Genomic DNA, 22415 nt, shown 5'->3' with positions numbered 1-22415 from the left:
ACGAGCGAGGCGGATTAAAGGCTTATTCCGCCGGTTGTTGCACCTGGCGCAAGCGCCGCGGCTTCTTTTCCGGCGGCGTTACAGTGGCTGGTGCCGTGCCGGTCAGCCAGTTCGAAAGGCCTTCCATATAGATGTAGAGCACCGGCGTGATGAACAGGGTGAGCGCCTGTGACACGACCAGACCGCCGACCACCGCCACGCCCAAAGGCTGGCGCAGTTCCGAGCTGGCACCTGCGGCGAGTGCAATTGGCAGCGAGCCCATCAGTGCCGCCAACGTGGTCATGATGATGGGGCGGAAGCGCATCAGGCAGGCTTTGTGAATGGCATCACGCGCGCTCATGCCACTGCGTCTGAGATGCAGCGCCACGTCAATCATCATGATGGCGTTTTTCTTCACGATGCCGATCAGCATTAGAAGCCCAATCACTGCGATCAGCGAGAGATCGAAACCGAAAATATAGAGCGCGCCCAGCGCACCCGCCGCCGCGGCCGGCAGGCCCGACAGAATGGTGAGCGGGTGGATGAAGCTTTCGTAGAGAATACCCAGTACGATATAGATCGTGAGGATGGCACCGAGGATCAGCCAGCCTTGGCCAGCGGTTGAATCCTGGAAGGTCTTGGCCGTGCCATAATAGGCGGTGGTGACAGTGGTGGGCCAGCCGATATCAGATTTCAGCTTGGTGATTTCATCCGATGCCGTGCCCAGTGCTACACCTTGCGGCAAGTTGAAGGAGACGGTGACGGCTGGCAGCTGGCCCAGCTGGTTGACGGTCAGTGCGCCCGCACTGCGTTCAACATGCGCGAAGGAGCCCAGCGGCACCAGCGTACCATTTGTGGTGGTCACTTGCAGCGTCTCGACGCGTTCCGGCGTCCAATCCACTGCGGGGTCCAACTCCATCACCACTTCATAATTGTTGCCGCCATTGTAGATGGTGGCCACCTGCTGGCCGCCGAGGCCGGCATAGAGTGTCGAGCGCAACACATCCGAGCCCACGCCCAGCGCCTGCATCTTGTCGCGGTCCACCACCAGCTTGGCTTGCAGTGAGGTGTTCTGCGCGTCAGTCAACACATCGGTGAAGACAGCACGGTCCTTGGTCATAGCGTCTGCCAGTTTCTGGGCCCAGTCATACATCTGGGCTGAGTTGAGCGATTGCACCACCAGCTGGTTGGCGCTGGCGCCCTGTCTCGCACCAATATTCAAATTCTGCTGTGGCGAGGCGGTGGCGGTGATGCCGGGCACAGAATTCAGAATGCGGCGCATATCGGTGAGCACGGTGTTGAGATCGCCGCGTTCAGCCTTGGGCTTCAAGTCCACAAACATGCGGCCCGTATTCATTGCACCACCAGAGGAGCCGACAGCGGAACCCACATGGTCCACGCCGGGATAGGCCTTCACCTTTGCGGCCAGTTCATCCTGCAGCTTCTTCATGGTGGTGTAGGAAATGTCCTGCCGGCCCTGGGTGGAAATCGAAAGCTGGCCGATGTCTTCCGTAGGGAAGAAGCCCTTGGGCAAGGCCTGGTACATAAATACAGTGGCGCCGATGGACAGCACGAAGACGGCAAACACAACGGGGTGGAACTTGAGACAGATCCCCAGCAGCCAGGCATAGGCAGAGGTGAGGCCATTCAGCAGGGTTTCAAAAAAGCGCCCCAGGGCGCCCGGCGTATGATCTTCACTCAGGATGCGCGACGACATCATGGGCGTCAGCGTGAGCGAGACAAACATCGATACCACGATGGCCACGGTGACCACCACGGCGAATTCATTGAAGATGCGGCCGATCACGCCGCCCATCAGCAGCACGGGGATGAACACCGCGACCAGCGAAACCGAGATCGACAAAATGGTGAAGCCCACTTCAGCAGAACCGGCGAGTGCTGCCTCGAACGGGCCTTTGTGCTCTTCTTCCATGTGGCGCACGATGTTTTCCATCATCACGATGGCATCATCGACGACGAGGCCCACGGCCAGCGTGATTGCCATCAATGAAATATTGTCGATGGAGAAATTGAGCAGGTACATGATGCCCAATGTGCCGATCAGCGAAATGGGCACGGCCACGGCGGGGATGATGGTGGCGCGGGCCGAGCGGATGAAGACGTAGCAGATCACGATGACCAGCACGATGGTCATGGCCAGCGTCAACAGCGAGTCATGCAATGAATCGCGGATCGACGTGGCGCGGTCGCTCATCTTCACCACCGTTGCGGTGGCGGGAAGTTCTTCTGCGATGGTGGGCAGCAAAGCCTGAACCTTGTCCACCACGTCCACCGTATTGGCGTCCGGCTGGCGCTGGATGGCGAGGATGATGGCGCGCGTGCCGTCATAGCTGGCGGCGGACTGGTTGTTGGCGACGCTATCAATCACCTTGGCCACGTCACGCAGTTTCACGTCATTGCCGTTGCGGCTGGCGATCACTTGATTTCCGAATTCCTCGGCATTGGAAAGCTGGGTATTGGCCACCAGCGTGAGCTGCTGCGGGCCAGCGACAAGCGTGCCCAAGGGTGTGAGCGCATTGGCCGATGATACCGCCTCCTGCAATTGGCCCACCGTGATGTTCTTGGCGGCTAATGCATCGGGATCAATCTGGATGCGCACCGCATATTGCTGCGAGCCGAAAATCAAAACCTGCGCCACGCCATCCAGCGTGGAGAGCGTGGGCGAGATCACGTTTTCGGCAATGTCGTTGAGGTCGGTCATTGACGCGATGCTGGATTTCAGTGCGATCAGCATGATCGGCGCATCCGCCGGGTTCACCTTCCGGTAGCTGGGCGGCTGCGTCATGTTCTGCGGCAGCTGGCGCTGGGTGCGCGAAATGGCAGCCTGCACGTCAGCGGCCGCGGCATCGATGTTGCGGCTCAGTTCAAACTGGATGGTGATGTTGGTCGAGCCCAGCGAGTTCGAGGTCGAAATGGCATCAATGCCGGCAATGGTGGCGAACTGTTTGATCAGTGGCGTTGCGACCGATGTGGCCATGATGTCCGGCGAAGCGCCGGGAAGATTGGCGGAAATGTTGATCGTTGGGAATTCAGCGCGCGGCAGTGCCGCTACGGGGAGAAGCTTCCAGGCAAAAAGGCCGCCCAGCAAAACGGCCACCGACATCAGGATCGTTGCAACCGGCCGGTTGATGCAGAAGCGGGAAATATTCATGGCTGGGTGGCCTCGGTCGTGCCGGTGGTTTTCTTCTTCGTCATCGCGCCGCCGGTATCCGGTGTTGCGGCTTCAGCTCCACCCGAAGCAGCCTCGTCCTTGGCAGGCTTGGCTGCAGTCGCGTCCGGCGTCTTCTGATCCTTGCTTGCACCAGTGCGGACTTCGCCGCCATCCTGCAATTTGGCCTGTCCTTCGATGACGATTTTCTGGCCGACCGTCAGCCCATCAGAAATGGCAGCCTTCTCGCCCTCATAGCGCGCCACTTTGACAGGCGTGGCCTTGACCTTGTTGTCGGCGCCGACCACCCAAACGTAAGCGCCGATCTGACCCTGCTGGATCGCAACGGTGGGCACGGTGGTGGCACCGGTGATCTTGTCATATTCCAATTCCACATCGACGCGCTGACCCGGCCATTGCGACAGCTTGGTATTGGCCATTTCACCGGCCAGCGCGATGGTGCCTGATGCGGCATCCACGCTGGAATCGATGAAGGTGAGCTTGCCAGTGTCGAGCAGATCATGCGTGCCCGAGCCATAAGCGCGCACCATAACGGAATTGTCAGTGGCCGCACCTGTGGCATCAGTCTTGGCGCGCAAGGCGGTGAGGGCCTGTTCCGGCAGGCGGAAATTCACTTTCAGCGGCTGCATCTGGGTGATGGTCATCAGCGCGCTGGTGGCGACTGAATTGGTGGAAGCGGCAACCAGCGCTCCCGTCACGGCGTTCACCGTGCCGAGCTTGCCATCAAAGGGTGCGCGCACTTTGGCGAAATCCAGCTGCAGCTTGTCGGCATCAATCACTGCCTGATCGGCATCGACGGTTTTCTGTGCGGCCTGTTGGGCTGCGGTCGCCGTATCCACGTCCTGTTTCGCGCCCGCACTTTTGCTGAACAACAACTGCGCGCGGTCGAGAACGATCTGGGCATTGACCAATGCGGCTTGGTCCTTGGCGAGTGTGGCTTGGTCCTTGGCCAGCGTGGCCTGCAAGGTGCGGTCATCCAATTCGACCAGAACGTCGCCAGCTTTTACCAATTGCCCATCCTGCACATTCACCTTGGTGATCTGGCTGGCCACGCGGGCGTTGACGTTGACGACTTGCGGGCTCGCCATGGTGCCATAGCTGCGCTCAATCACGGGGAAATCGCTGGTGGTTACGTCAGCCAGCTTAACCAGAGTGGGCTGGGCGGCCCGCTTGGCGCCTGCCTTCGGCGTGGTGCCTGTGGTTGTGGTGGATGTCTGCTGGGTGGCATCGGCAGCGGGCAGGGTGCTTGTATGGTATTTCCAATAACCAGCACCCAGCAGCGCCAGAACAGCGATGCCGCCAATAACAACTCTCGTACGTGCCATGCCGGTCCCAGCTTTCATGTTGCGAAGCAAAATATAGACGTTGAATACGGCATCAATCCGTCCAATTCAAAAAGGACGGGTGACGAAAACCAATTACGTTTTGGTCATGCATATGGTTGCAGAGAATCTGAGCACTTGACACATACCAACCGGTCGGTATATAGCGTAGGTATGAACCAGCTTGCATCACCACTTCCTGCACGAGACCGGCTTTTGGGCGCAGCGCTTAAATTGGTGCGCGAGGAAGGTTATGATTCAACTTCGGTCGATGAGCTGTGCCGCGCTGCGGGCGTAACCAAGGGGGCATTCTTCCATCATTTTCCGAGCAAGGAACAACTGGCGGTGGAGGCCACAAAGTTCTGGACCACGGTCACCAGTGCCGCATTCGAAAGCGCCGATTATCGCAAGTTTGAAGACCCGCTCGATCAGCTCATCGGCTATGTGGAATTCCGTCGTGATCTGCTGAAGGGCCGCAGTCTCGCTGAATTCTCCTGTTTCCTTGGCACCATGGTGCAGGAAAAATATGCTTCAAGCCCCGCCATTCGCGAAGCCTGCCTGGTCGGCATCATGACCCATGCCGGAAGCGTGGAAGAAATCATTGCCGCCGCCAAAGCCAGGCATGCGCCGGAGGCTTCATGGTCCCCGCAATCACTGGCGCTGCATACACAAGCTGTCATCCAGGGCGCTTATGTTCTGGCGAAAGCCACCAATGACGGTGCCACCGCTGATGCGATGATTGTGCATCTGCGGCGCTATATCGAACTTTTGTTTCATCACGCCAACGAGGAGTAACACAATGCAAAATCCATTTGTCTGGCACGACCTGATGACGCCTGATGTCGAGGCGGCAAAGAAATATTACGCCGATGTGGTGGGCTGGACTTATTCGCCCCAGATGCCGGAATACACGGTGGTTGAAACCCAGAAGCTGGGTGTGGGTGGTATCATGGCCACGCCTGTGAATTTGAAGGGCATGCCGCCATTCTGGTCCGGCTATATCTACACGCCGGATGTGGACGCAGCATGCGCCAAGGCCAAGTCACTCGGTGGCGTAGTTCACCGCGAGCCTTGGGACGTGCCGGGTGTGCTGCGCATGGCGGTGCTGGGCGATCCGACCGGTGCCAACTTCAACATCATGTCTCCGCTCTCCACCGAGGAGCGCAAGGTCCCGGAAGTGGGCAGCCTGGGCACCATCGGCTGGAACGAGCTTCATGCCGGAGACCTGAACAAGGCCTGGGATTTCTATTCCAAGATGTTCGGCTGGACCAAGGGCATGACCATGCCGATGGGCGAGCATGGCGATTATCAAGTCTTCCAGATCGACGGCCAGGATGCGGGCGGAATGATGAAAAAGTTTGACGCCATGCCGATGGCGGTCTGGGCTTATTATTTCTGGGTCGATGGCGTTGATGCTGCGATCACCCGCCTCACCAAGGGCGGCGGCAAAGTGCTGATGGGCCCGCATCAAGTGCCCGGCGGCTTCTGGATCGTCAATGCCCAGGATCCGCAAGGCGCGTTCTTCTCGCTGCTCAGCAAGACAAAATAACAATTTCAAATCGGAGGAAACACCATGCCCTACACACTCACTTTTCACCGCGTCCTGAAAGCGCCGCCGGCGCGTGTCTACAAGGCCTTCATCGATGCCCAAGCGATGTCAAAATGGCTGCCGCCCGCCGGTTATACAGGCACGGTGCATACCCATGATCCCAAAGTGGGTGGCACGTCGAAAATGAGCTTCACTGAATTTGACAGTGGCAACAGCCACAGTTTCTTCATCACCTATAAGGAAATGGTCCCCGGCGAAAAGCTGGTCTATGTCGACAAGTTCGATGATCCCAACATGCCAGGTGAAATGCCGGTCACTGTCACCCTGAAAAAGGTGATGTGCGGAACCGATCTGGTCATCACCCAAGCCGGAATTCCGGATGCCATCCCGCAAGAAATGTGCAATCTCGGCTGGCAGGATTCACTGAAGCAGCTGGAGCAGTTCGTCGAAATGCTCACCGCACCGGGCGTCTAAGCCATGGCGGTTCAGCACTATCAAGGTGGCTGCCAATGCGGCGCGGTGCATTATCAGGTGGATGTCGATATCGATAAAACCGTCACCTGCAATTGCTCGCGCTGCCAAAGGCTGGGCTCGGTTCTCGCTTTCACGCCGATTGAGAATTTCAAGCTTGAACGCGGCGCAGAGAACCTGACGGAATATCTGTTCAACACGAACAGCATCCATCATCTGTTCTGCAAAACCTGCGGTATCCAGAGCTATGCCCGCGCCGTCACCAAGGCCGGCGTGGAAATGGCGGCGGTGAATGTGAACTGCCTGGAAGGTGTCGAGCCGCGCCAGTTGAAGTCACATCATGTGGATGGAAGGGCAATGTAAGCCGTCTCGACGGAAAGCTTCTGCCGCTCTATCGTGCTGGAATGAAACGCGTCATTCCCATTCTTGTCATCGCGCTGGCTCTGGCCGCGTTTTATTTCCGCAGCGCCTGGCTTCCGGCAGCGCCGGGAAGCAATGCCTGGCTGGGTGCGGTTGATGCGCGAATGGTGCTGGTGGCTCCGGTTGCCACTGCGCGCATCGTGGGAATGAAGGCCGCAAAAGGTGAGCGCATTCTCTCAGGCCGCGTCCTGTTCGCGCAGGATGATGCCGCGGCCAAGGCGCAGCTGGCGCAGGCGCAAGCCAGTTTTGATGTGGCTGCCGCCAATCTGCAAAATCTCCTGAAAGGCCAGAGGCCGGAAGAATTGGCGGTCTATGACCAGCAGCTGGCGGAGGCAAAATCCAGCCTGGAACTGGCGCAGACCAATTTCAACCGGACTGACTCGCTCAATTCACGCGGCATTGCCACGCAGTCGCAGTTTGATGCCAACCGATCGGCCGTCGAAGTCGCCAAGGCAAAAGTCGCCGAGATCGAAGCGGTCAAGAAGGTGGCGCAACTTCCGGCGCGCGTTGAGGCTGTTGCGGCGGCAAGGTCCAGTGCGGATCAGGCGCAAGCCGCGGTCAATCAGGCACAGGCGCAGCTGGACAATCTGGCGGTTCATGCGCCTGCCGATGCGATTGTCGACGATGTGTTCTTTAATATTGGCGAGGTTGCCATTGCTGGCCAGCCGGTGGTTTCGTTGCTCACCGATGATGCCTTGGTGCTTCGCTTCTTCGTACCCGAACCTGCGCGCGTAAAATTGCAGCCGGGAACAGAGGTGCAATTTTTCTGCGATGGTTGCGCCACGGGTTTGAAGGCCAAAGTCTCGCATATTTTCGCCCAGCCGGAATTCACCCCGCCGGTGATCTATTCTGAAAGTGCGCGCGGCAAATTGGTCTATCAGGTGGAAGCCAGGATCGAGGGCGCGCATCCGGAATTGCAGCCGGGCCTTCCCGTGCAGGTCGATGCGCTGCCATGACAGCGGCCATTGACGTCACCGGCTTGATCAAGCGCTACGGCACGCGCACAGTCGTCGATCAGGTGGACCTGAAGCTGGAGCAGGGGCGCATCTGCGGGTTTCTCGGGCCCAATGGGTCCGGCAAGACCACCACGCTGCGGATGATCTGCGGCTTGCTCACGCCGGATGGCGGCAGCGGTACGGTGCTGGGCCAGGATCTCATTCAGGGCCGCGAGATCATCAAGCGCCAGACCGGTTACATGACGCAGCGCTTCGGCCTGTATGAAGATCTCACCATTTCGGAAAATCTGGAATTCGTGGCCCAGCTCTATGAGCTGCCTCAGGTGGCCAAAGTGGTGAGTGGTGCCATTGACCGCTTGGGCCTGGGTGACAGGCGCAATCAATTGGCCGGCTCACTCTCCGGTGGCTGGAAGCAGCGGCTGGCATTGGCGGCCTGCGTGTTGCATCAGCCTAAATTGCTGCTGCTCGATGAGCCCACCGCGGGGGTGGACCCGAAGGCGCGGCGCACCTTCTGGGATGAGATCCATGCGCTGTCGGCCGAAGGCATGACGGTGCTGGTCTCCACGCATTATATGGACGAGGCCGAGCGCTGCCACGAGATTGCTTACATCGCATATGGCAAGCTGATGGCGCGAGGCACGGCGGCGGAGATCATTGCCGCATCCGGCCTGCATGCCATGGTGGCCACCGGTGATGGCGCTGACCGGTTGGCGGTGCAATTGGGCCGTGAACCCGGCATCACCGCCGCTGCGGCTTTCGGGAATTCATTGCATTTGTGCAGTCCGGATATGGCCGCTCTCAAGCGCGCGGTGGATAGCATCAAAGATAAGAACATCAAATGGCGCGAAGCCACGCCCACACTGGAAGACGTGTTCATCCACCTGATGGGCCAGGCGCAAGACAATATGGCGGCGGCATGAGCAGCCTCAAACGTTTGCTGGCGATGATCATCAAGGAAACGCGGCAGCTCAGCCGCGATCCACTCACCATGGCGATGATGTTCGCCATGCCGGTGATGCAGCTGGTGTTGTTTGGCTATGCAATCAATTCTGATCCCAAGTCGCTGCCTGCGGCGGTGCTATCTTACGATCATTCACCGCTGTCGCGCGCCATCATTCGCTCGCTGGGCAATACCGGCTATTTTGCCGCCAGCCGCGAAGTGAATTCCGAGGAAGAAGCCAACACGCTGATGCAGGCGGGCGAGGTGCAGTTCATCATTACCATTCCGGATCAGTTCTTCCGCAGCCTGGTGCGGCGTGAACAAGTGGCAATTGATGTGGAAGCCGATGCCACAGATCCCGCCACTGTGGCGCCTGCGATTGCGGCGGTGAACGGCGCCATTGCACAAGTTTTGGCAACAGAACTCACCGGGCCGTTGTTGACTTTGCGGCCGCAGGCGCAGCCGGTGAATGTGATCCTGCAGCGGCGTTATAATCCGGAAGGCCTGACGCGTTTCAACATTGTGCCGGGACTGCTCGGTGTCATCCTGACGATGACGATGGTGATGATGACGGCGCTCGCCGTCACCCGCGAGTATGAGCGTGGCACGATGGAAAATCTGCTCGCCATGCCGGTCAAACCCCTGGAAGTGATGATCGGCAAGATCGCGCCCTATGTGATGATCGGCACGGTGCAGGTGCTGGTCATTCTCGGTGCATCGAAGCTGCTGTTCAACGTGCCCTTCCTCGGCAGCGTGCCGCTGTTTGCGGTGGCGACCTTGCTGTTCATCAGCGTCAGCCTGGCCATCGGCTTTACGTTTTCGACAGTGGCGCGCAACCAGCTGCAAGCGATGCAGATGTCATTCTTCTTCATGCTGCCATCCATTCTGTTGTCGGGCTTTGCTTTTCCGTTTCGTGGCATGCCCTTCTGGGCGCAGGCGCTGGGGGAATGCATTCCGGTCACTCATTTCATTCGCATCACGCGCGGGCTGATGCTCAAGGGCGCGAGCTTCACCCAGATGGCGCCGGAGATTGCGGTGCTGGCACTTACACTGGTGATCGTGTCGGCGGTGGCGATCAGCCGTTACCGCGTCACGCTGGATTAGCTGCTCACCCGCAATGTTGCCGTCAGTGGCAGATGGTCGGAGGCACGGCGCGACAACCGGCTGTCATGCACGGCGATGTTTTCGAGGCGGCTGCGCGGATGGCACAGGATGCGGTCCAGCGCCAGGATGGGAAAGCGCGCCGGAAAGCTGGGCACGAATTCAGTAATCGCACCGAAGATCGGTTCCAGCCCATTCAGGGCCGAGCGTTTGCCGCGCCGCCATTCATTCAGGTCGCCCATCAGGATGGTACAGAACGGATTTGTGTCTTTCGCCATTTCCAGCACACGCTCCACCTGTTGCGCGCGCGAGCGGCGCAGCAGGCCGAAATGCGTGGCGATGATGCGCAAGTGCTGCTTCCGGATCAACATGTCGACGACGACGGCGCCGCGCGGCTCGACGCCCGGCAGGATGATTTGCTCGGTCTTCAACACCATGGATTCCCGCGACAGAACCACATTGCCGCGCCAGCCATGGTTCTTGCCGGCATTGGGCATTTGCGCCGGCACCAGTCCGGTCATTTCACGCAGCTGTTCGAGGTTGAGCAGGCCGCGCTTGTCGCCGAAACGCAGGTCGGCCTCCTGCAGCGCCACGATGTCGGCATCAATTTCGTGCAGCACTTTCAAGATACGATCGGGCGAAAACTTGCCATCCGTGCCGATGCATTTGTGAACATTGTAGGAGGCGATCTTGAGCACGGATCAGAGCATCCATTCCAAAGGCAGTTTGCTGATCAGCCACACCATGATGCGGCGGCTAAGGCCCGTATCCGGTTCGCGGCCAAGGACCCCGATTTTCCGGCGTTGCAGGTCAAGCCAGATAAGACGGTGGCCGTCGAGGAGTTCCAGCCGGTAGGAATTGCGGCGCAGCTGCTGTTCGACCTGGCGCAATTGGTTGCGGGCCAGGACAGCGCTTTCCATCAGGATGCCCATTTCGCAGTTGAGAAAGATCGAGCGTGGATCAAAGTTGAAAGAGCTGATGAAAAGCTTCTGCCGGTCCAGGATGAACACCTTGGCATGAAGCGTGGAACTTGATGCACCGAAGAATTTCTTCACCCGCGAAGTCTTGGCATCTTCTTTGGCCTTTTCGGTTTCGGTTTTGCGGTTGGCCTTGAGTTCGTAGAGCTCAACGCCTGCGCGCAGCAATTTCTTGCGGTAGCGCGCATAGCCGGAATGAACAGTGATCAAATTGTTGGACGAAAGCGAATTGGTGAGGATCTGCACGGCAAGACCGCGTTTCGCAAGGCTTTGCAGGAAACGCGTGCCGCCTTTGCCGGGCACGAAATAAGCCGAGGCCACTTTAAGTTCGCGCTGGCCCCGGGCGAGGACCGGCCGCAACTGATCGGCCACCAGATCGGTGGTCTTGGCTTTGCCCTGGCCCTTTTTCGGATGATCGACCAGCAACCGCGCCGGTGCCCATTCCAGCGCCAACTTGCCCCGGCTGATCTGGCGGCTGGAAGAAAATTTCGCCATGTCGCGGTTCAGCGCCATGGCTTGCGGGCTCTGGCTGCTTTCCTGCAGGCGCTGGCGCAGGGCATCGAGATCACCGCGCTTGATGATGGCGCGCACATCATAGACCGAAGCACAGGTCCAGTAGCTGTCAAAGGCTTTCGCCACATGCGGCACCACTTCGCCAAAGGCCAGCACATCCACATCCGTGAAATGCGGGCCCGTGCTTGCGGCAAAATAATTGTCGCCCACATTGCGCCCGCCCACGATGCAGGCCACGCCATCGACGATAAAACTCTTGTTATGCATGCGGCGGTTGAGGCGCATGAAATCAACAAAGTAATTGATGGTGCGGAAACGCCGGATGCGGAACGGGTTGAACAGCTTCACGCTGATATTGGCATGCTGGGCCGCGGCCGCCCACACCGCATCGGTGCCGCCGGTGGTGTTGTCATCCATGATGATGCGGACTTTCACGCCACGGTCAGCCGCATCGACCAATGCACTCAAAAGCAGCTGACCGGAGAGATCATCGTTCCAAATATAATATTGCGTGTTGATGCTGTGGTTGGCCATCTTCGCCAGTTCCAGCCGGATGGCCAGCGCTTCCTGCCCGTTGGAAATGGGATAGAGGCCGGATCTCTTGGGCGTCTGTCGCGCGCGCGGGCCATAGCGGCGGCCCAGCTCGCTCGGGCCTTCATGGTTGTGCGTGGCGCGGCTGCCATGGGATTTGGGCAGCGGAAACAGCGCACGCGTGGCGACGATGGCCAGCGCGCAAATCAATGCAACAACAAGGATGAAGAAAATCAAGAACACGGCGCCAGCGTATCAGATTTTACGCTGCCGCCAAATCCTCACGCCAGAATGCCCGGCGCTTCATAGCCGGTGCGTTCAACATATTCGGTATAGCCGCCATCATAGCGGTGGATGCCTTCGGGGGTGAGTTCCAGCACGCGGTTCGACAGCTCGGCGAGGAAATGCCGGTCATGGCTCACGAACAGCATGGTGCCTTCGAAATCCTTCAGCGCGTTGATCAGCATTTCCTTGGTGAACAAATCGAGATGGTTGGTGGGCTCGTCCAGCACCAGGAAATTCGGCGGATCATAGAGCATCTGCGCCATCACGAGGCGCGCCTTCTCGCCACCTGACAGCACGCGGCATTTCTTCTCCACGTCATCGCCGGAGAATCCAAAAGCACCGGCCAGGTTGCGCAGCGAGCCTTGCGTGGCTTGCGGGAAAGCATGTTCGAGCGATTCAAACACCGTGTCTTCGCTGTCCAGCAATTCCATGGCGTGCTGGGCGAAATAGCCCATCTTCACGGAAGCGCCGATCTGCACATTGCCTTGGTCCGGCTCGGCCGCACCGGCAATCAATTTCAGCAAAGTGGATTTGCCCGCGCCATTGATGCCCATCAGGCACCAGCGCTCTTTGCGCCTGATCTGGAAATCCAGATCTGCATAAATGTTGCGCGCACCATAGGATTTGTGAACCTTGGAGAGCGTGGCCACATCTTCGCCGGAGCGTGGTGCGGCCGCAAATTCAAACGCCACCGAAACGCGGCGCTTGGGCGGCTCCACCCGGTCGATCTTTTCCAGTTTCTTCACGCGGCTTTGCACTTGTGCGGCGTGGGACGCACGCGCCTTGAAGCGTGCGATGAAATTCAGCTCTTTGGCCAGCATGGCCTGCTGGCGCTCGAAGCTGGCCTGCTGCTGCTTTTCAGCCAGTGCGCGCTGCTGCTCATAGAATTCATAATCGCCGGAATAGGTGGTGAGTTCGCCACCATCGATCTCGACGATCTTGGTCACGATGCGGTTCATGAATTCGCGGTCATGGCTGGTCATCACCAGCAAGCCCTCATAGTCTTTCAGGAAATGCTCCAGCCAGATCAGGCTTTCGAGATCGAGATGGTTTGACGGCTCGTCGAGCAGCATGGCATCGGGCCGCATCAGCAGGATGCGCGCCAGAGCCACGCGCATTTTCCAGCCGCCCGAAAGCTTGCCCACATCGCCATTCATCATCTCCTGGCTGAAGCTCAGGCCCGCCAGCACTTCACGCGCGCGCGCCTCCTGGGCATAGCCGTCGAGCTTTTCGAAATGCGCCTGCACCTCGCCATAGCGCGCGATGATCTCATCCATCTCACCCACGCGCGCCGGATCGGCCATCGCGTCTTCCAGCACCTTCAGCTCGGTGGCCACCGCACTGATCGGGCCAGCACCCTCCATCACTTCGGCCACCGCCGAGCGCCCCGCCATCTCGCCCACATCCTGATTGAAATAGCCAATCGAAATGCCGCGATCAATGGAGACCTGCCCCTCATCCGGCTCTTCGCGGCCCGAGATCATGCGGAACAACGTCGTCTTGCCCGCGCCATTGGGCCCGACAAGCCCGATCTTCTCACCGCGATTGAGCGCGGCAGACGCCTCAACAAAAAGAATCTGATGGCCGTTCTGTTTGGAGATGGAGTCAATGCGGATCATGATGAGGGGCGTTTAGGGGAGGGTGCACCGCAGCCGCAAGGCTTTTCACCACACCTTTCAAAGTGCACCATTCTGCATGCGGAAGACGAGGCTTGTTTGCTTCCGGTGCGTTTGAAGACCATTGAATATTGTGTATCATGCGCAGAAAGGCTGGTCCGGTTGACCCCAGAGAGGGAGGCCCTGTTGTTCAGATCTTTGTCCGATCCTGCGAAAGCCGTGATCTTTTATGTGATCGCTTTCGTAATGGTGTTCTTGATTGCCGCCAATCCGCAAATTTTCCGCCAGGGCAGCGGCGCGGTATCGATGATGACGTCGATTTCTTCCGTTCTCATCATGATGCTGATCCTCACTCGAGAAGGCTGGTCAGTTGAAGGTTGGCGCCGTATTGGCCTGCTGACCGCTGGGCTGCGCGGCTGGTGGCCTGCAGTCTTATTTCCTGCCGCCGTGCTCATTGGCTCGGCCGCGCTCTTGGTGGCCACGGGTCTCGCTACGTTCCATGGCCCGGCTGGCGAAGCGAGTGCACTGCACATGACAGGCAATTTGTTCTTTGCGCTTCTGGTTAGCATCGGCTTTGCCTTCTGTGAGGAAATTGGTTGGCGTGGCTATATGTTGAGTAAGCTGTTGGGTCTGGGTGCCGTCACCGCAACGCTTGTGGTCGGCCTCATGCAGGGGCTCTGGCATCTACCTCTCATGCTAATGACGTCCTATTATCACGCCAGCGGCAATGTATTGATTGTGGTGCCAATGTTTCTTCTCACGCTGACACTGGCTGGTCTGTTCTTCGGTTACCTGCGCTTGTCGACCGGCAGCGTGTGGCCTCCTGCCATCGCACATGGGGTCTTCAACCTGATCTGGGGCGTGGGCTCGGAATTGCTCACGCCAGATCGGGCGGAGACCATGGAGTATATCGGCGGTGAAAGTGGCTTGTTAGTCATCTTATCACTCATTGTGACAGCCGCCATTCTGGTGCCGAGGTTGAGGAGCTTTCAGGTTCCAGCGAACTAAGTCAAATGGTCCGAAAACAAAAACCCCGGGCTCATCACCCGGGGTTTCTTATTTCGTATCAGCCTAAGCTGGCTGAGCGTCGAACTTCTTCTTAGAAGTCCATCCCGCCCATGCCGCCGCCCATGCCGCCTGGGCCGGGCATCGCGGGCGATGCGGCCTTGGGCTTGTCGGCGATCATGGCTTCGGTGGTGATCAGCAGGGCGGCAACCGAAGCTGCGTCCTGAAGTGCAACACGCACAACCTTGGTCGGATCGATGATGCCGGCGGTGACCATGTCGACATATTCTTCCGTCTGAGCGTTGAAGCCGAAGTTGCCGGTCTTTTCGAGAACCTTGCCAACCACGATCGAGCCTTCCACACCGGCGTTTTCCGAGATCTGGCGGATCGGCGCTTCCAGCGCCTTCGACACGATCTTGATGCCGGCCATGATGTCGGGATTGTCGGAATGCAGGGCTTCAACCGCCTTCTTGGCGCGCAGCAGCGCAATGCCGCCGCCCGGAACCACGCCTTCTTCAACGGCTGCACGCGTGGCGTTCAGCGCGTCGTCAACGCGGTCCTTCTTTTCCTTCACTTCGATTTCGGTCGAGCCGCCAACCTTGATCACGGCAACGCCGCCAGCAAGCTTCGCGAGACGCTCCTGCAGCTTTTCCTTGTCGTATTCAGAGGTGGTTTCTTCGATCTGGGCCTTGATCTGGGCGATGCGGCCCTGGATGTCGGCCTTCTTGCCAGCACCGTCAACGATGGTGGTGTTTTCCTTGTCGACGCGGATTTTCTTGGCGCGGCCGAGCATGTCGAGCGTGACAGACTCAAGCTTGATGCCAAGGTCTTCAGCGATCATCTGGCCGCCGGTCAGCGACGCGATGTCTTCCAGCATGGCCTTGCGGCGGTCGCCGAAGCCAGGGGCCTTCACGGCAGCGATCTTGAGGCCGCCGCGCAGCTTGTTCACCACCAGCGTGGCCAGTGCTTCGCCTTCGATGTCTTCAGCGATGATCAGCAAAGGCTTCGAGGTCTGAACCACAGCTTCGAGGATCGGCAGCATGGGCTGCAGCGACGACAGCTTCTTTTCGTGCAGGAGGATGTAGGCATCTTCCAGGTCCACGATCATCTTGTCGGCATTGGTGATGAAATAGGGCGAGAGATAGCCGCGGTCGAACTGCATGCCTTCAACGACATCGAGTTCGGTTTCGGCGGTCTTGGCTTCTTCCACGGTGATGACGCCTTCATTGCCGACCTTCTGCATGGCCTGGGCAATCATGTCGCCGATTTCCTTGTCGCCATTGGCAGAGATGGTGCCAACCTGGGCCACTTCTTCCGTGCCCTTGACCTTCTTCGAACGCTTCTTGATGTCGTCAATGGCGGCAGCCACAGCGAGATCGATGCCGCGCTTCAGATCCATCGGGTTCATGCCGGCAGCCACGTTCTTGGCGCCTTCTTTGACGATGGCCTGGGCCAGCACGGTGGCAGTGGTGGTGCCGTCGCCAGCGAGATCATTGGTCTTCGAGGCCACTTCGCGCACCATCTGGGCGCCCATGTTTTCGAACTTATCCTCGAGTTCGATTTCCTTGGCAACGGTCACGCCGTCCTTGGTGGTGCGCGGGGCACCGAAGGACTTGTCGATGACGACGTTGCGGCCCTTGGGGCCGAGGGTGACTTTTACAGCATTGGCGAGAATGTCGACGCCACGGAGCATCTTTTCGCGGGCTTCGCCGCCGAAGAGCACTTGTTTTGCAGCCATGTTTGAATTTCCTTATAAGTATTCAGTGTACGGATTAATTCGGAAAGGGCGGAAAATTATTCCAGAACGCCCATGATGTCGGATTCCTTCATGATCAGCAGCTCTTCGCCGTCGATCTTGACTTCCGTGCCAGACCATTTGCCGAACAGGATGGTGTCACCCTTCTTCAGGTCAATCGGGGTCAGCTTGCCGGCTTCGTCGCGGCCGCCGGGGCCCACAGCGACAACCTTGCCCTGCATCGGCTTTTCCTGGGCGGTTTCCGGAATGATGATGCCACCCTTGGTCTTGGTGTCTTCTTCAACCCGCTTCACAACCACGCGGTCATGCAAAGGACGGAATTTCATGAGCAGTGCTCCTCTAGAACATTGATTTTGTTAGATTTGTTGGGCTCATCCCAACTGCTGTTAGCACTCACAGTTTGAGAGTGCCAATAGCTGAAGCGGGAGATAGGTGGCCCATGGGCCGGAGTCAAGGGCGAATGGGTTAACAGCGCTGTTCCGGAGGGGCGCCACTTCCTCATCGGTTTTGGCGTTAAAGTCCGGGGCGTGGGCCCGCGCTTCATTGACAGCGCCGCAAACCTGGCCACATCATCTGCTGCATGCGCTGCCTCATCGTTGCTGATCTGCATTATTCGCTGCCACAGTATGACTGGCTGGTGGCACAGGCGCCCCGCTATGACCTGGTGATTATCGCCGGCGACCATATCGACATGAGTTCTGCAGTGGATGGTCGGGCGCAGATGGTGGTGGTCGGCAAGTATCTCGATCTTCTCAAGGAAAAAACCCAGGTTTACACCTGCTCGGGCAACCATGATCTCGATGGCCGCGACAGCGAAGGCGAAAAAGTATCGCAATGGATCAATGAGCTGAACAGCCGTGGCATCGGCTCTGACGATACCTCTGTCGAAAGCGACGGCACGCTGTTCACTTTGTGCCGCTGGTGGGATGGGCCCAAGGCGCAAATCAAGCTGCGTGAACAATTGGCCCGCGATGCAGAGCGCCCGAAGAAAAAGTGGTTCTGGGTGCATCACGCCCCGGCAGCGGATTCCCCCGTCAGCTGGTCGGGAAGCAAATTTGTTGGCGACACGGTGCTGATGGACTGGGTCAAGACGTTCAAGCCTGACATGGTTTTTTCGGGGCATATCCATCAATCGCCTTTCACAAGTGCAGGTTCGTGGGTGGACCGAGTGGGCCAAAGCTGGGTTTTCAATGTTGGCCAACATCCCGGTGCGCCGCCCGCGCATCTGGTGTTTGACAGTGTGGCCAACGAAGTCGTCTGGTTTTCAATGATGGGCGTGCAGAGCGTGAAGCTTGACGCCCCGCTGATCCGCCCGCTCCCCATGCTGCGGGCGCTGCCGGATTGGCTTACATCTGGAGATCAGGCTCGCGGTCAGAGCCCGGATCGTAGTTCTTTGCCGGTTGGTTGACGAGGCTGGCCAGCACGCTGCTCACCATCGAGAGGTGGTTGCCTGAGTCCGCATACTGGTTTTTCACATCGGCAAGATAGGTGGTCGCATTGTTCAGGCGCTGGGCCAGCATGGCGGCAATGGCCAAAGCAATCTCAGCATCCTTCGCCATAAAGGCTGCGGCGTCTTCGTAAAGATATGTCTCGCAATCGGTCAGCGCCCGCACGGTGGCCGTATGAGGTGTGCCGAGGAGCACAGACATTTCACCGAATACGGCGCCTTCATCGGAAATCACGGCCACCTGTGTTTCGCCGCGCAGGATCTCCACAGTGCCGGATTTCAGGATGTGCAGCTTTCCGGTGCGCGCGCCTTCCGGCAGCAGCACTGTGCCATTCGGGAAATTCTGCAAGCGCTGCGGGTCGCATTTATCAAGAATAGAAGTCATCGGTTCACACCACAACGCCATCACGCGCCTGTTGCAAGTACGAAATGCAATTGCGAATTCAAACGGGATTTTGGGGATTAGGGCTCTCTAACAGAAGCACCGTACGCTGTCAAGCTTAAATTCCTATTAGATGGATTTCTCTTCCGGCCGTCCGATCAACTTCTTGAACAAGGCGGCCACGTTGTCCTGTGTCTCTGCGACGAAAGCTTCGGTGCTGGAAATATCCGGCTGCCCTGCCGCTTGTGACAAGGCCTTGAGCAAGGGGGCGGGTGCTGTTTTGGGATTGAAGCTGCCGTCAATGCACAGGCGTAGCACATGGGTGAGGCGCTGGAACAATTGCAAGGCTGAGAGCAAGGCATCGGAGTCAGCCGCAGCCAACACATTCGCGTTGCGCGCCGCAGTCAATGCCGCTGCCGTATTCGAATTCAGCAATCCGGCATGAATGAGTTCAAGCCATTGCGCGATGAATTCGATTTCAACCTGGCCGCCCTTGGCGCGCTTCAAATCCCACAAGCCTTCAGACTTGTGTTCCTTCAACATCAGCGCACGCATGTCGGCGATATCGGATTTTGTCTGGGCGGCATCCCGCGGCGCTTGCAGTGCGCCATTGAGGATATTCTGCACGCGCGCAGCCAGTGTTGGGTCACCAGCAATGGCACGGGCGCGGGTCATCGCCATGCGTTCCCACGTCCAGGCCTCGTGGTGATGATAGATTTCAAACGCACTGCGGCCAACGGCGATTGGGCCCATTGAGCCCGACGGGCGCAACCGCATGTCCACATCATAGAGCTTGCCCTCCGCCGAATTAGCGTTGAGTGCGGTCATCAGGCCTTGAGTGATCTTGGCATAATATTGCCCGGGTGCGAGAGACCGAGGTCCGTCGGAAGTTTCCGCGTCTTCGGCGTGATCATAGATCAGCATGATGTCGAGATCGGACGCGGCGGTCATTTCGCGCCCACCCAATTTGCCGAGCCCGAGGATCACGCAAGCGCCGCCCTTGATGGCCCCATGCTTGGCGGCGATGTCCTGCTCAACAGCGCCGAGCAGTCGGGCCAGCACAACATCGGCCACGCTGGAAAAACCAATTCCTGCTTCTTCGGCACTGATCGTTTCAGAGAGAATGCGCACGCCGACGCGGAAATTTTTCTCACGGGCAAAAATACGAGAAAGATCCATTGCCTCTTCAAGGCTGAGGCCCGCGGGGATCAGCGTATTGATCTCGCGCGCCAACGTTTCCTTGTCAGGCAAGGCCGAGAAAAAATCCGGCGCTGTTACCGCTTCCAAAATGCGCGGCTGGGCGCTGATCTTTTCGGTCAGGCGCGGCGCGGAGCCCAGCACTTGTGCGATCAAAGCCAGCATAGGCGCGTTTGCCTTCAGCATGGAAAACAGTTGCACCCCGGTGGAAAGGCTTTCGAGAAATTTGTCGAAAGCAAAAAAAGCACGATCAGCATCGCCACCTTCCGACAGCGCCTTCAGCAGCTGCGGCATGATCTCGGTCAAGATTTCGCGCGCTCTCGCCGTGCGTGTGGCGCGGTAGCGGCCGAAATGCCAGGCGCGGATGGTGGCGGCCACTTCCGTCACCTGCGCATAGCCCATCAGCCGCAGGGTTTCCAAAGTGGCCGGGTCATCATCGCCGCCGGTGAAGACGAGGTTGCCTTCACTGGCCGAAAGCTCGCCGGCGGATTCAAACAAAGCGGCGTAATGGCCCTGCACGCATTCCAGCGTGGCCCGCAATTTTTCTGCGAGCGCCTCACTATTTTCAAATCCGGCGAAGCGGGCGTAGTTTTCAAACTTCGCCGGATCAGACGGCGTCTCATGCGTCTGCTGGTCATTCACCATCTGGGCGCGATGTTCGAGCATGCGCAGGAAGGCGTAAGCGTCTTTCAATTCGCGCGCGGCTTGTGGCGTGATCCATTTTGCATCGGCCAGCGCATCCAGCGCGTCGCAAGTGCCGATGCAGCGCAAAGCCGGATTGCGCCCTCCCGCGATGAGCTGCTGGGTTTGTGCGAAGAATTCAATCTCGCGGATGCCGCCGCGGCCCAGTTTGAGATTGTGCCCCATGATGGCGATTTCGCCATGGCCCTTCACGGCGTGGATTTGCAGCTTCATCGATTGCACGTCAGCGATCGCCGCATAGTCAAGGTATTTGCGCCAGATATAGGGCTTCATGCGCGCGAGGAATTCGGCACCGAGTGCGGGATCGCCGGCGCAGGCACGCGCCTTGATCATCGCAGCGCGCTCCCAGTTCTGCCCCTGGGTTTCGTAGTAATTGGCGGCGGCTTCAATATCGATAGCCACTTGCGTGGCACGCGGATCAGGGCGCAGGCGCAAATCCGTGCGGAAGACGTAGCCGTCTTCGGTCGGGTCCTGCAGCAGGGAGACAAGGCTGCGCGTGAGTTTCACAAAGAAGGTGGAAGGCTCTACGTCTTCGCGCAAATGCGCGTTGGCGCTGTCATCCAGAACGATCAGATCAATGTCGCTGGAATAATTGAGTTCGCCCGCGCCCATCTTGCCCATGGCGAGAACGAGGTAAGCTTTCCCGGGCGGTGCCTCCGCGTTGATTGTTCCTTTGGCCTGTTCCTGCCGCCACAGAAATTCCAGAGCCGATGATACGGCCTTGTCGGCAAATCGGGTGAGCGCGCCGGTCACTTTCGCCAAAGGCCAAATCCCACTCAGATCATAAAGTGCCACCATCAAGGCAAGCTTCTGCTTGGACTGGCGCAGGACGCGCATGGCTTCGTCCTTGCTCTGCGCATGGGCGGCAAGATCAAGTCCGTCACAGAGTGCGGCGAGTTCTTTGTCCGGATCGCTTGCCATCACGCGGTCGGCAAATTCCGCATGGGACTCGCGCAGACCCTTCAGAAAGGGCGAGCAGGCATCGATCAAAGCGAAAGTTTCAGCAGGACTCATGGAGCCTCAATAGCAAACATGCTAGCACCTGCGCCATGACTCCGCGCAGCTACAATGCCTTTTGCAAAAGCCTGCCCCACAGCACGCATGTGGTGCAGTGGGATGGGGCTGATGTGTGGAAGATCGGCGGCAAGGTGTTTGCGATCTACGCGCCTGAAAGCTGGGGCAAGCATGCTGGCATCACCTTCAAGACTTCGCCGATGAGCTATGAGTTGCTGAAGAACCAGCCGGGCTTGCGGCCCGCACCGTATTTCGCCTCGCGCGGAATCAAATGGATCCAGCGGCAGAGCGATGAGAGCATGAGCGATGCCGATTTGAAAACCTATCTGCGCGCCAGCTACGACCAGGTGCTGGCGGGCTTGAGCAAGAAGAAGCAGTCCGAGCTCAGTCCGCCGCTGCAAAATGCGCGATCTGGTCGGCGCGCGCCTTCTGGAAAGCCGGCCGTGCGGTCGCGCGCTTGACGTAGGCTTGCGCGCCAGGATGCTTGTTCAAGCCGTCGAAGCGGTCCACCACCCGCAGCACATCCGCCATCAGAATGTCGGCCACCGAGAATGAACCCGCCAGCCATTCGCGCTTCGACAGGACAGGCTCCATCCGGTCGAGCCGCAGTTTGAGAAAATCCTCGTTCCATTTCACCGGCGGCGCGTCGGATTCAAACTTCATGAATTTATACATGGTCCAGGGCAAAGCCGGCATCTCGACGGAATTGAGCGCGGCGAACACCCATTCGATCACTTCGCTGCGCCCGGTTGGTGTTTTCGGCATCAGCTTTTCGCTGAGCTCGCCCAGATGCAGCAAGATGGCGCCGCTTTCGAAAATCGATAGATCGCCATCCATCAGATAGGGCACCTGCGCGAAGGGTTGATGCTGAATGTGTTCCGGCGTGCGTTCCTTGAATGGAACGCTTTTCACGCTGTAGGGCAGACCGGCCTCTTCAAGTGCCCATCGTACGCGCACGTCACGTACATAGCCGCGTGGCAGTTCGGGAACCCAATCATAAGTGAAGAGTGTGAGTGCCATGATGTTTCTCTTTCGTGTATGGGCTGCCAGCATCGGGGAAAC

At 58.6% G+C, this 22415-nt stretch carries 20 protein-coding genes; 10 read left to right on the top strand and 10 right to left on the bottom strand.

From position 1 onward, the window contains the following. Nucleotides 1-22: 22 nt before the first annotated feature. Nucleotides 23-3151: an efflux RND transporter permease subunit gene (locus F8B91_RS14105; protein ID WP_196504487.1), complete on the bottom strand. Its 3129-nt coding sequence runs from the start codon at nucleotides 3149-3151 to the stop codon at nucleotides 23-25. Next, nucleotides 3148-4494: an efflux RND transporter periplasmic adaptor subunit gene (locus tag F8B91_RS14100; protein WP_196504486.1), complete on the bottom strand. Its 1347-nt coding sequence runs from the start codon at nucleotides 4492-4494 to the stop codon at nucleotides 3148-3150. The genes F8B91_RS14105 and F8B91_RS14100 overlap by 4 nt, the downstream gene beginning before the upstream one ends. Before the next feature lie 171 nt (nucleotides 4495-4665). Here F8B91_RS14100 and F8B91_RS14095 point away from each other — a divergent pair, with 171 nt between their 5' ends. The 7 genes from F8B91_RS14095 to F8B91_RS14065 are packed head-to-tail and all read left to right on the top strand — an operon-like array spanning nucleotide 4666 to nucleotide 9931. Then, nucleotides 4666-5286 carry a TetR/AcrR family transcriptional regulator gene (locus F8B91_RS14095; RefSeq protein ID WP_196504485.1) on the top strand — a complete coding sequence of 207 codons (621 nt, stop codon included), beginning with the start codon at nucleotides 4666-4668 and terminating at the stop codon, nucleotides 5284-5286. Between the two features lie 4 nt (nucleotides 5287-5290). Further along, nucleotides 5291-6040, top strand: coding sequence for a VOC family protein (locus F8B91_RS14090; protein WP_196504484.1), 750 nt, complete (start codon nucleotides 5291-5293; stop codon nucleotides 6038-6040). 24 nt (nucleotides 6041-6064) lie between these two features. Further along, nucleotides 6065-6514 carry an SRPBCC family protein gene (locus F8B91_RS14085; RefSeq protein WP_196504483.1) on the top strand — a complete coding sequence of 150 codons (450 nt, stop codon included), beginning with the start codon at nucleotides 6065-6067 and terminating at the stop codon, nucleotides 6512-6514. Nucleotides 6515-6517: 3 nt separating this feature from the next. Next, on the top strand, nucleotides 6518-6874 hold the full coding sequence (locus F8B91_RS14080) for a GFA family protein (protein ID WP_196504482.1): 357 nt from the start codon (nucleotides 6518-6520) through the stop codon (nucleotides 6872-6874). Between the two features lie 41 nt (nucleotides 6875-6915). Continuing rightward, nucleotides 6916-7887, top strand: a complete 972-nt coding sequence (locus tag F8B91_RS14075) for an HlyD family secretion protein (RefSeq protein ID WP_196504481.1) — start codon at nucleotides 6916-6918, stop codon at nucleotides 7885-7887. Then, nucleotides 7884-8807, top strand: a complete 924-nt coding sequence (locus F8B91_RS14070) for an ABC transporter ATP-binding protein (protein WP_196504480.1) — start codon at nucleotides 7884-7886, stop codon at nucleotides 8805-8807. The genes F8B91_RS14075 and F8B91_RS14070 overlap by 4 nt, the downstream gene beginning before the upstream one ends. Then, nucleotides 8804-9931: an ABC transporter permease gene (locus tag F8B91_RS14065; RefSeq protein WP_196504479.1), complete on the top strand. Its 1128-nt coding sequence runs from the start codon at nucleotides 8804-8806 to the stop codon at nucleotides 9929-9931. The genes F8B91_RS14070 and F8B91_RS14065 overlap by 4 nt, the downstream gene beginning before the upstream one ends. On the opposite strand, the gene F8B91_RS14060 is transcribed toward F8B91_RS14065, so the two are convergent. The 3 genes from F8B91_RS14060 to F8B91_RS14050 are packed head-to-tail and all read right to left on the bottom strand — an operon-like array spanning nucleotide 9928 to nucleotide 13853. After that, nucleotides 9928-10626: an endonuclease/exonuclease/phosphatase family protein gene (locus F8B91_RS14060; protein WP_196504478.1), complete on the bottom strand. Its 699-nt coding sequence runs from the start codon at nucleotides 10624-10626 to the stop codon at nucleotides 9928-9930. The genes F8B91_RS14065 and F8B91_RS14060 overlap by 4 nt on opposite strands. 3 nt (nucleotides 10627-10629) lie before the next feature. Further along, nucleotides 10630-12186, bottom strand: coding sequence for a phospholipase D family protein (locus tag F8B91_RS14055; protein WP_210324397.1), 1557 nt, complete (start codon nucleotides 12184-12186; stop codon nucleotides 10630-10632). A gap of 44 nt (nucleotides 12187-12230) precedes the next feature. After that, complete coding sequence (locus F8B91_RS14050; protein ID WP_196504476.1) at nucleotides 12231-13853, bottom strand: ABC-F family ATP-binding cassette domain-containing protein; 1623 nt, start codon at nucleotides 13851-13853, stop codon at nucleotides 12231-12233. On the opposite strand from F8B91_RS14050, the gene F8B91_RS14045 reads away from it, so the two are divergent. Further along, nucleotides 13815-14858 (top strand): type II CAAX endopeptidase family protein, encoded by a 1044-nt coding sequence (locus F8B91_RS14045; protein WP_196504475.1) that lies wholly within the window; start codon nucleotides 13815-13817, stop codon nucleotides 14856-14858. The genes F8B91_RS14050 and F8B91_RS14045 overlap by 39 nt on opposite strands. 91 nt (nucleotides 14859-14949) lie before the next feature. Here F8B91_RS14045 and groL read toward each other — a convergent pair whose 3' ends face one another. After that, on the bottom strand, nucleotides 14950-16593 hold the full coding sequence (gene groL, locus F8B91_RS14040; RefSeq protein ID WP_196504474.1) for a chaperonin GroEL: 1644 nt from the start codon (nucleotides 16591-16593) through the stop codon (nucleotides 14950-14952). A gap of 56 nt (nucleotides 16594-16649) precedes the next feature. After that, nucleotides 16650-16937, bottom strand: coding sequence for a co-chaperone GroES (locus tag F8B91_RS14035; protein WP_196504473.1), 288 nt, complete (start codon nucleotides 16935-16937; stop codon nucleotides 16650-16652). Between the two features lie 254 nt (nucleotides 16938-17191). Between F8B91_RS14035 and F8B91_RS14030 the strand changes: the two genes are divergently transcribed. Next, a complete protein-coding gene (locus F8B91_RS14030) occupies nucleotides 17192-18019 on the top strand; it encodes a metallophosphoesterase family protein (protein ID WP_196504472.1) in 828 nt (275 codons plus the stop codon). On the opposite strand, the gene F8B91_RS14025 is transcribed toward F8B91_RS14030, so the two are convergent. Next, entirely contained in the window at nucleotides 17958-18443 is a 486-nt protein-coding gene (locus F8B91_RS14025) for a cyclic nucleotide-binding domain-containing protein (RefSeq protein ID WP_196504471.1), read from the bottom strand. The genes F8B91_RS14030 and F8B91_RS14025 overlap by 62 nt on opposite strands. Before the next feature lie 126 nt (nucleotides 18444-18569). Further along, nucleotides 18570-21353, bottom strand: a complete 2784-nt coding sequence (locus F8B91_RS14020; RefSeq protein WP_196504470.1) for a bifunctional [glutamine synthetase] adenylyltransferase/[glutamine synthetase]-adenylyl-L-tyrosine phosphorylase — start codon at nucleotides 21351-21353, stop codon at nucleotides 18570-18572. A 35-nt stretch (nucleotides 21354-21388) separates the two neighbouring features. Here F8B91_RS14020 and F8B91_RS14015 point away from each other — a divergent pair, with 35 nt between their 5' ends. Continuing rightward, complete coding sequence (locus tag F8B91_RS14015) at nucleotides 21389-21814, top strand: MmcQ/YjbR family DNA-binding protein (RefSeq protein WP_196504469.1); 426 nt, start codon at nucleotides 21389-21391, stop codon at nucleotides 21812-21814. On the opposite strand, the gene F8B91_RS14010 is transcribed toward F8B91_RS14015, so the two are convergent. Beyond that, the gene (locus tag F8B91_RS14010; RefSeq protein ID WP_196504991.1) at nucleotides 21738-22376 is read right to left on the bottom strand and encodes a glutathione S-transferase N-terminal domain-containing protein; all 639 of its coding nucleotides are present in this window, start codon (nucleotides 22374-22376) and stop codon (nucleotides 21738-21740) included. The two genes, F8B91_RS14015 and F8B91_RS14010, sit on opposite strands and share 77 nt — an antisense overlap. Nucleotides 22377-22415 lie beyond the last annotated feature (39 nt).

It is taken from the genome of Aestuariivirga litoralis (assembly GCF_015714715.1).
In the GTDB taxonomy this organism is placed as follows: domain Bacteria; phylum Pseudomonadota; class Alphaproteobacteria; order Rhizobiales; family Aestuariivirgaceae; genus Aestuariivirga; species Aestuariivirga litoralis_A.
This window is presented reverse-complemented; position numbering and strand designations above follow the sequence as displayed.

Bases quoted from the DNA above. Each gene is read 5' to 3' on its own strand.
- F8B91_RS14025 (WP_196504471.1), bottom strand. From the start codon at position 18,443: ATGACTTCTATTCTTGATAAATGCGACCCGCAGCGCTTGCAGAATTTC.
- F8B91_RS14050 (WP_196504476.1), bottom strand. From the start codon at position 13,853: ATGATCCGCATTGACTCCATCTCCAAACAGAACGGCCATCAGATTCTT.
- F8B91_RS14080 (WP_196504482.1), top strand. From the start codon at position 6,518: ATGGCGGTTCAGCACTATCAAGGTGGCTGCCAATGCGGCGCGGTGCAT.
- F8B91_RS14075 (WP_196504481.1), top strand. From the start codon at position 6,916: ATGAAACGCGTCATTCCCATTCTTGTCATCGCGCTGGCTCTGGCCGCG.
- F8B91_RS14045 (WP_196504475.1), top strand. From the start codon at position 13,815: ATGGCCGTTCTGTTTGGAGATGGAGTCAATGCGGATCATGATGAGGGG.
- F8B91_RS14070 (WP_196504480.1), top strand. From the start codon at position 7,884: ATGACAGCGGCCATTGACGTCACCGGCTTGATCAAGCGCTACGGCACG.
- F8B91_RS14085 (WP_196504483.1), top strand. From the start codon at position 6,065: ATGCCCTACACACTCACTTTTCACCGCGTCCTGAAAGCGCCGCCGGCG.
- F8B91_RS14020 (WP_196504470.1), bottom strand. From the start codon at position 21,353: ATGAGTCCTGCTGAAACTTTCGCTTTGATCGATGCCTGCTCGCCCTTT.
- F8B91_RS14065 (WP_196504479.1), top strand. From the start codon at position 8,804: ATGAGCAGCCTCAAACGTTTGCTGGCGATGATCATCAAGGAAACGCGG.
- F8B91_RS14095 (WP_196504485.1), top strand. From the start codon at position 4,666: ATGAACCAGCTTGCATCACCACTTCCTGCACGAGACCGGCTTTTGGGC.
- F8B91_RS14030 (WP_196504472.1), top strand. From the start codon at position 17,192: ATGCGCTGCCTCATCGTTGCTGATCTGCATTATTCGCTGCCACAGTAT.
- F8B91_RS14105 (WP_196504487.1), bottom strand. From the start codon at position 3,151: ATGAATATTTCCCGCTTCTGCATCAACCGGCCGGTTGCAACGATCCTG.
- groL (WP_196504474.1), bottom strand. From the start codon at position 16,593: ATGGCTGCAAAACAAGTGCTCTTCGGCGGCGAAGCCCGCGAAAAGATG.
- F8B91_RS14100 (WP_196504486.1), bottom strand. From the start codon at position 4,494: ATGGCACGTACGAGAGTTGTTATTGGCGGCATCGCTGTTCTGGCGCTG.
- F8B91_RS14090 (WP_196504484.1), top strand. From the start codon at position 5,291: ATGCAAAATCCATTTGTCTGGCACGACCTGATGACGCCTGATGTCGAG.
- F8B91_RS14035 (WP_196504473.1), bottom strand. From the start codon at position 16,937: ATGAAATTCCGTCCTTTGCATGACCGCGTGGTTGTGAAGCGGGTTGAA.
- F8B91_RS14015 (WP_196504469.1), top strand. From the start codon at position 21,389: ATGACTCCGCGCAGCTACAATGCCTTTTGCAAAAGCCTGCCCCACAGC.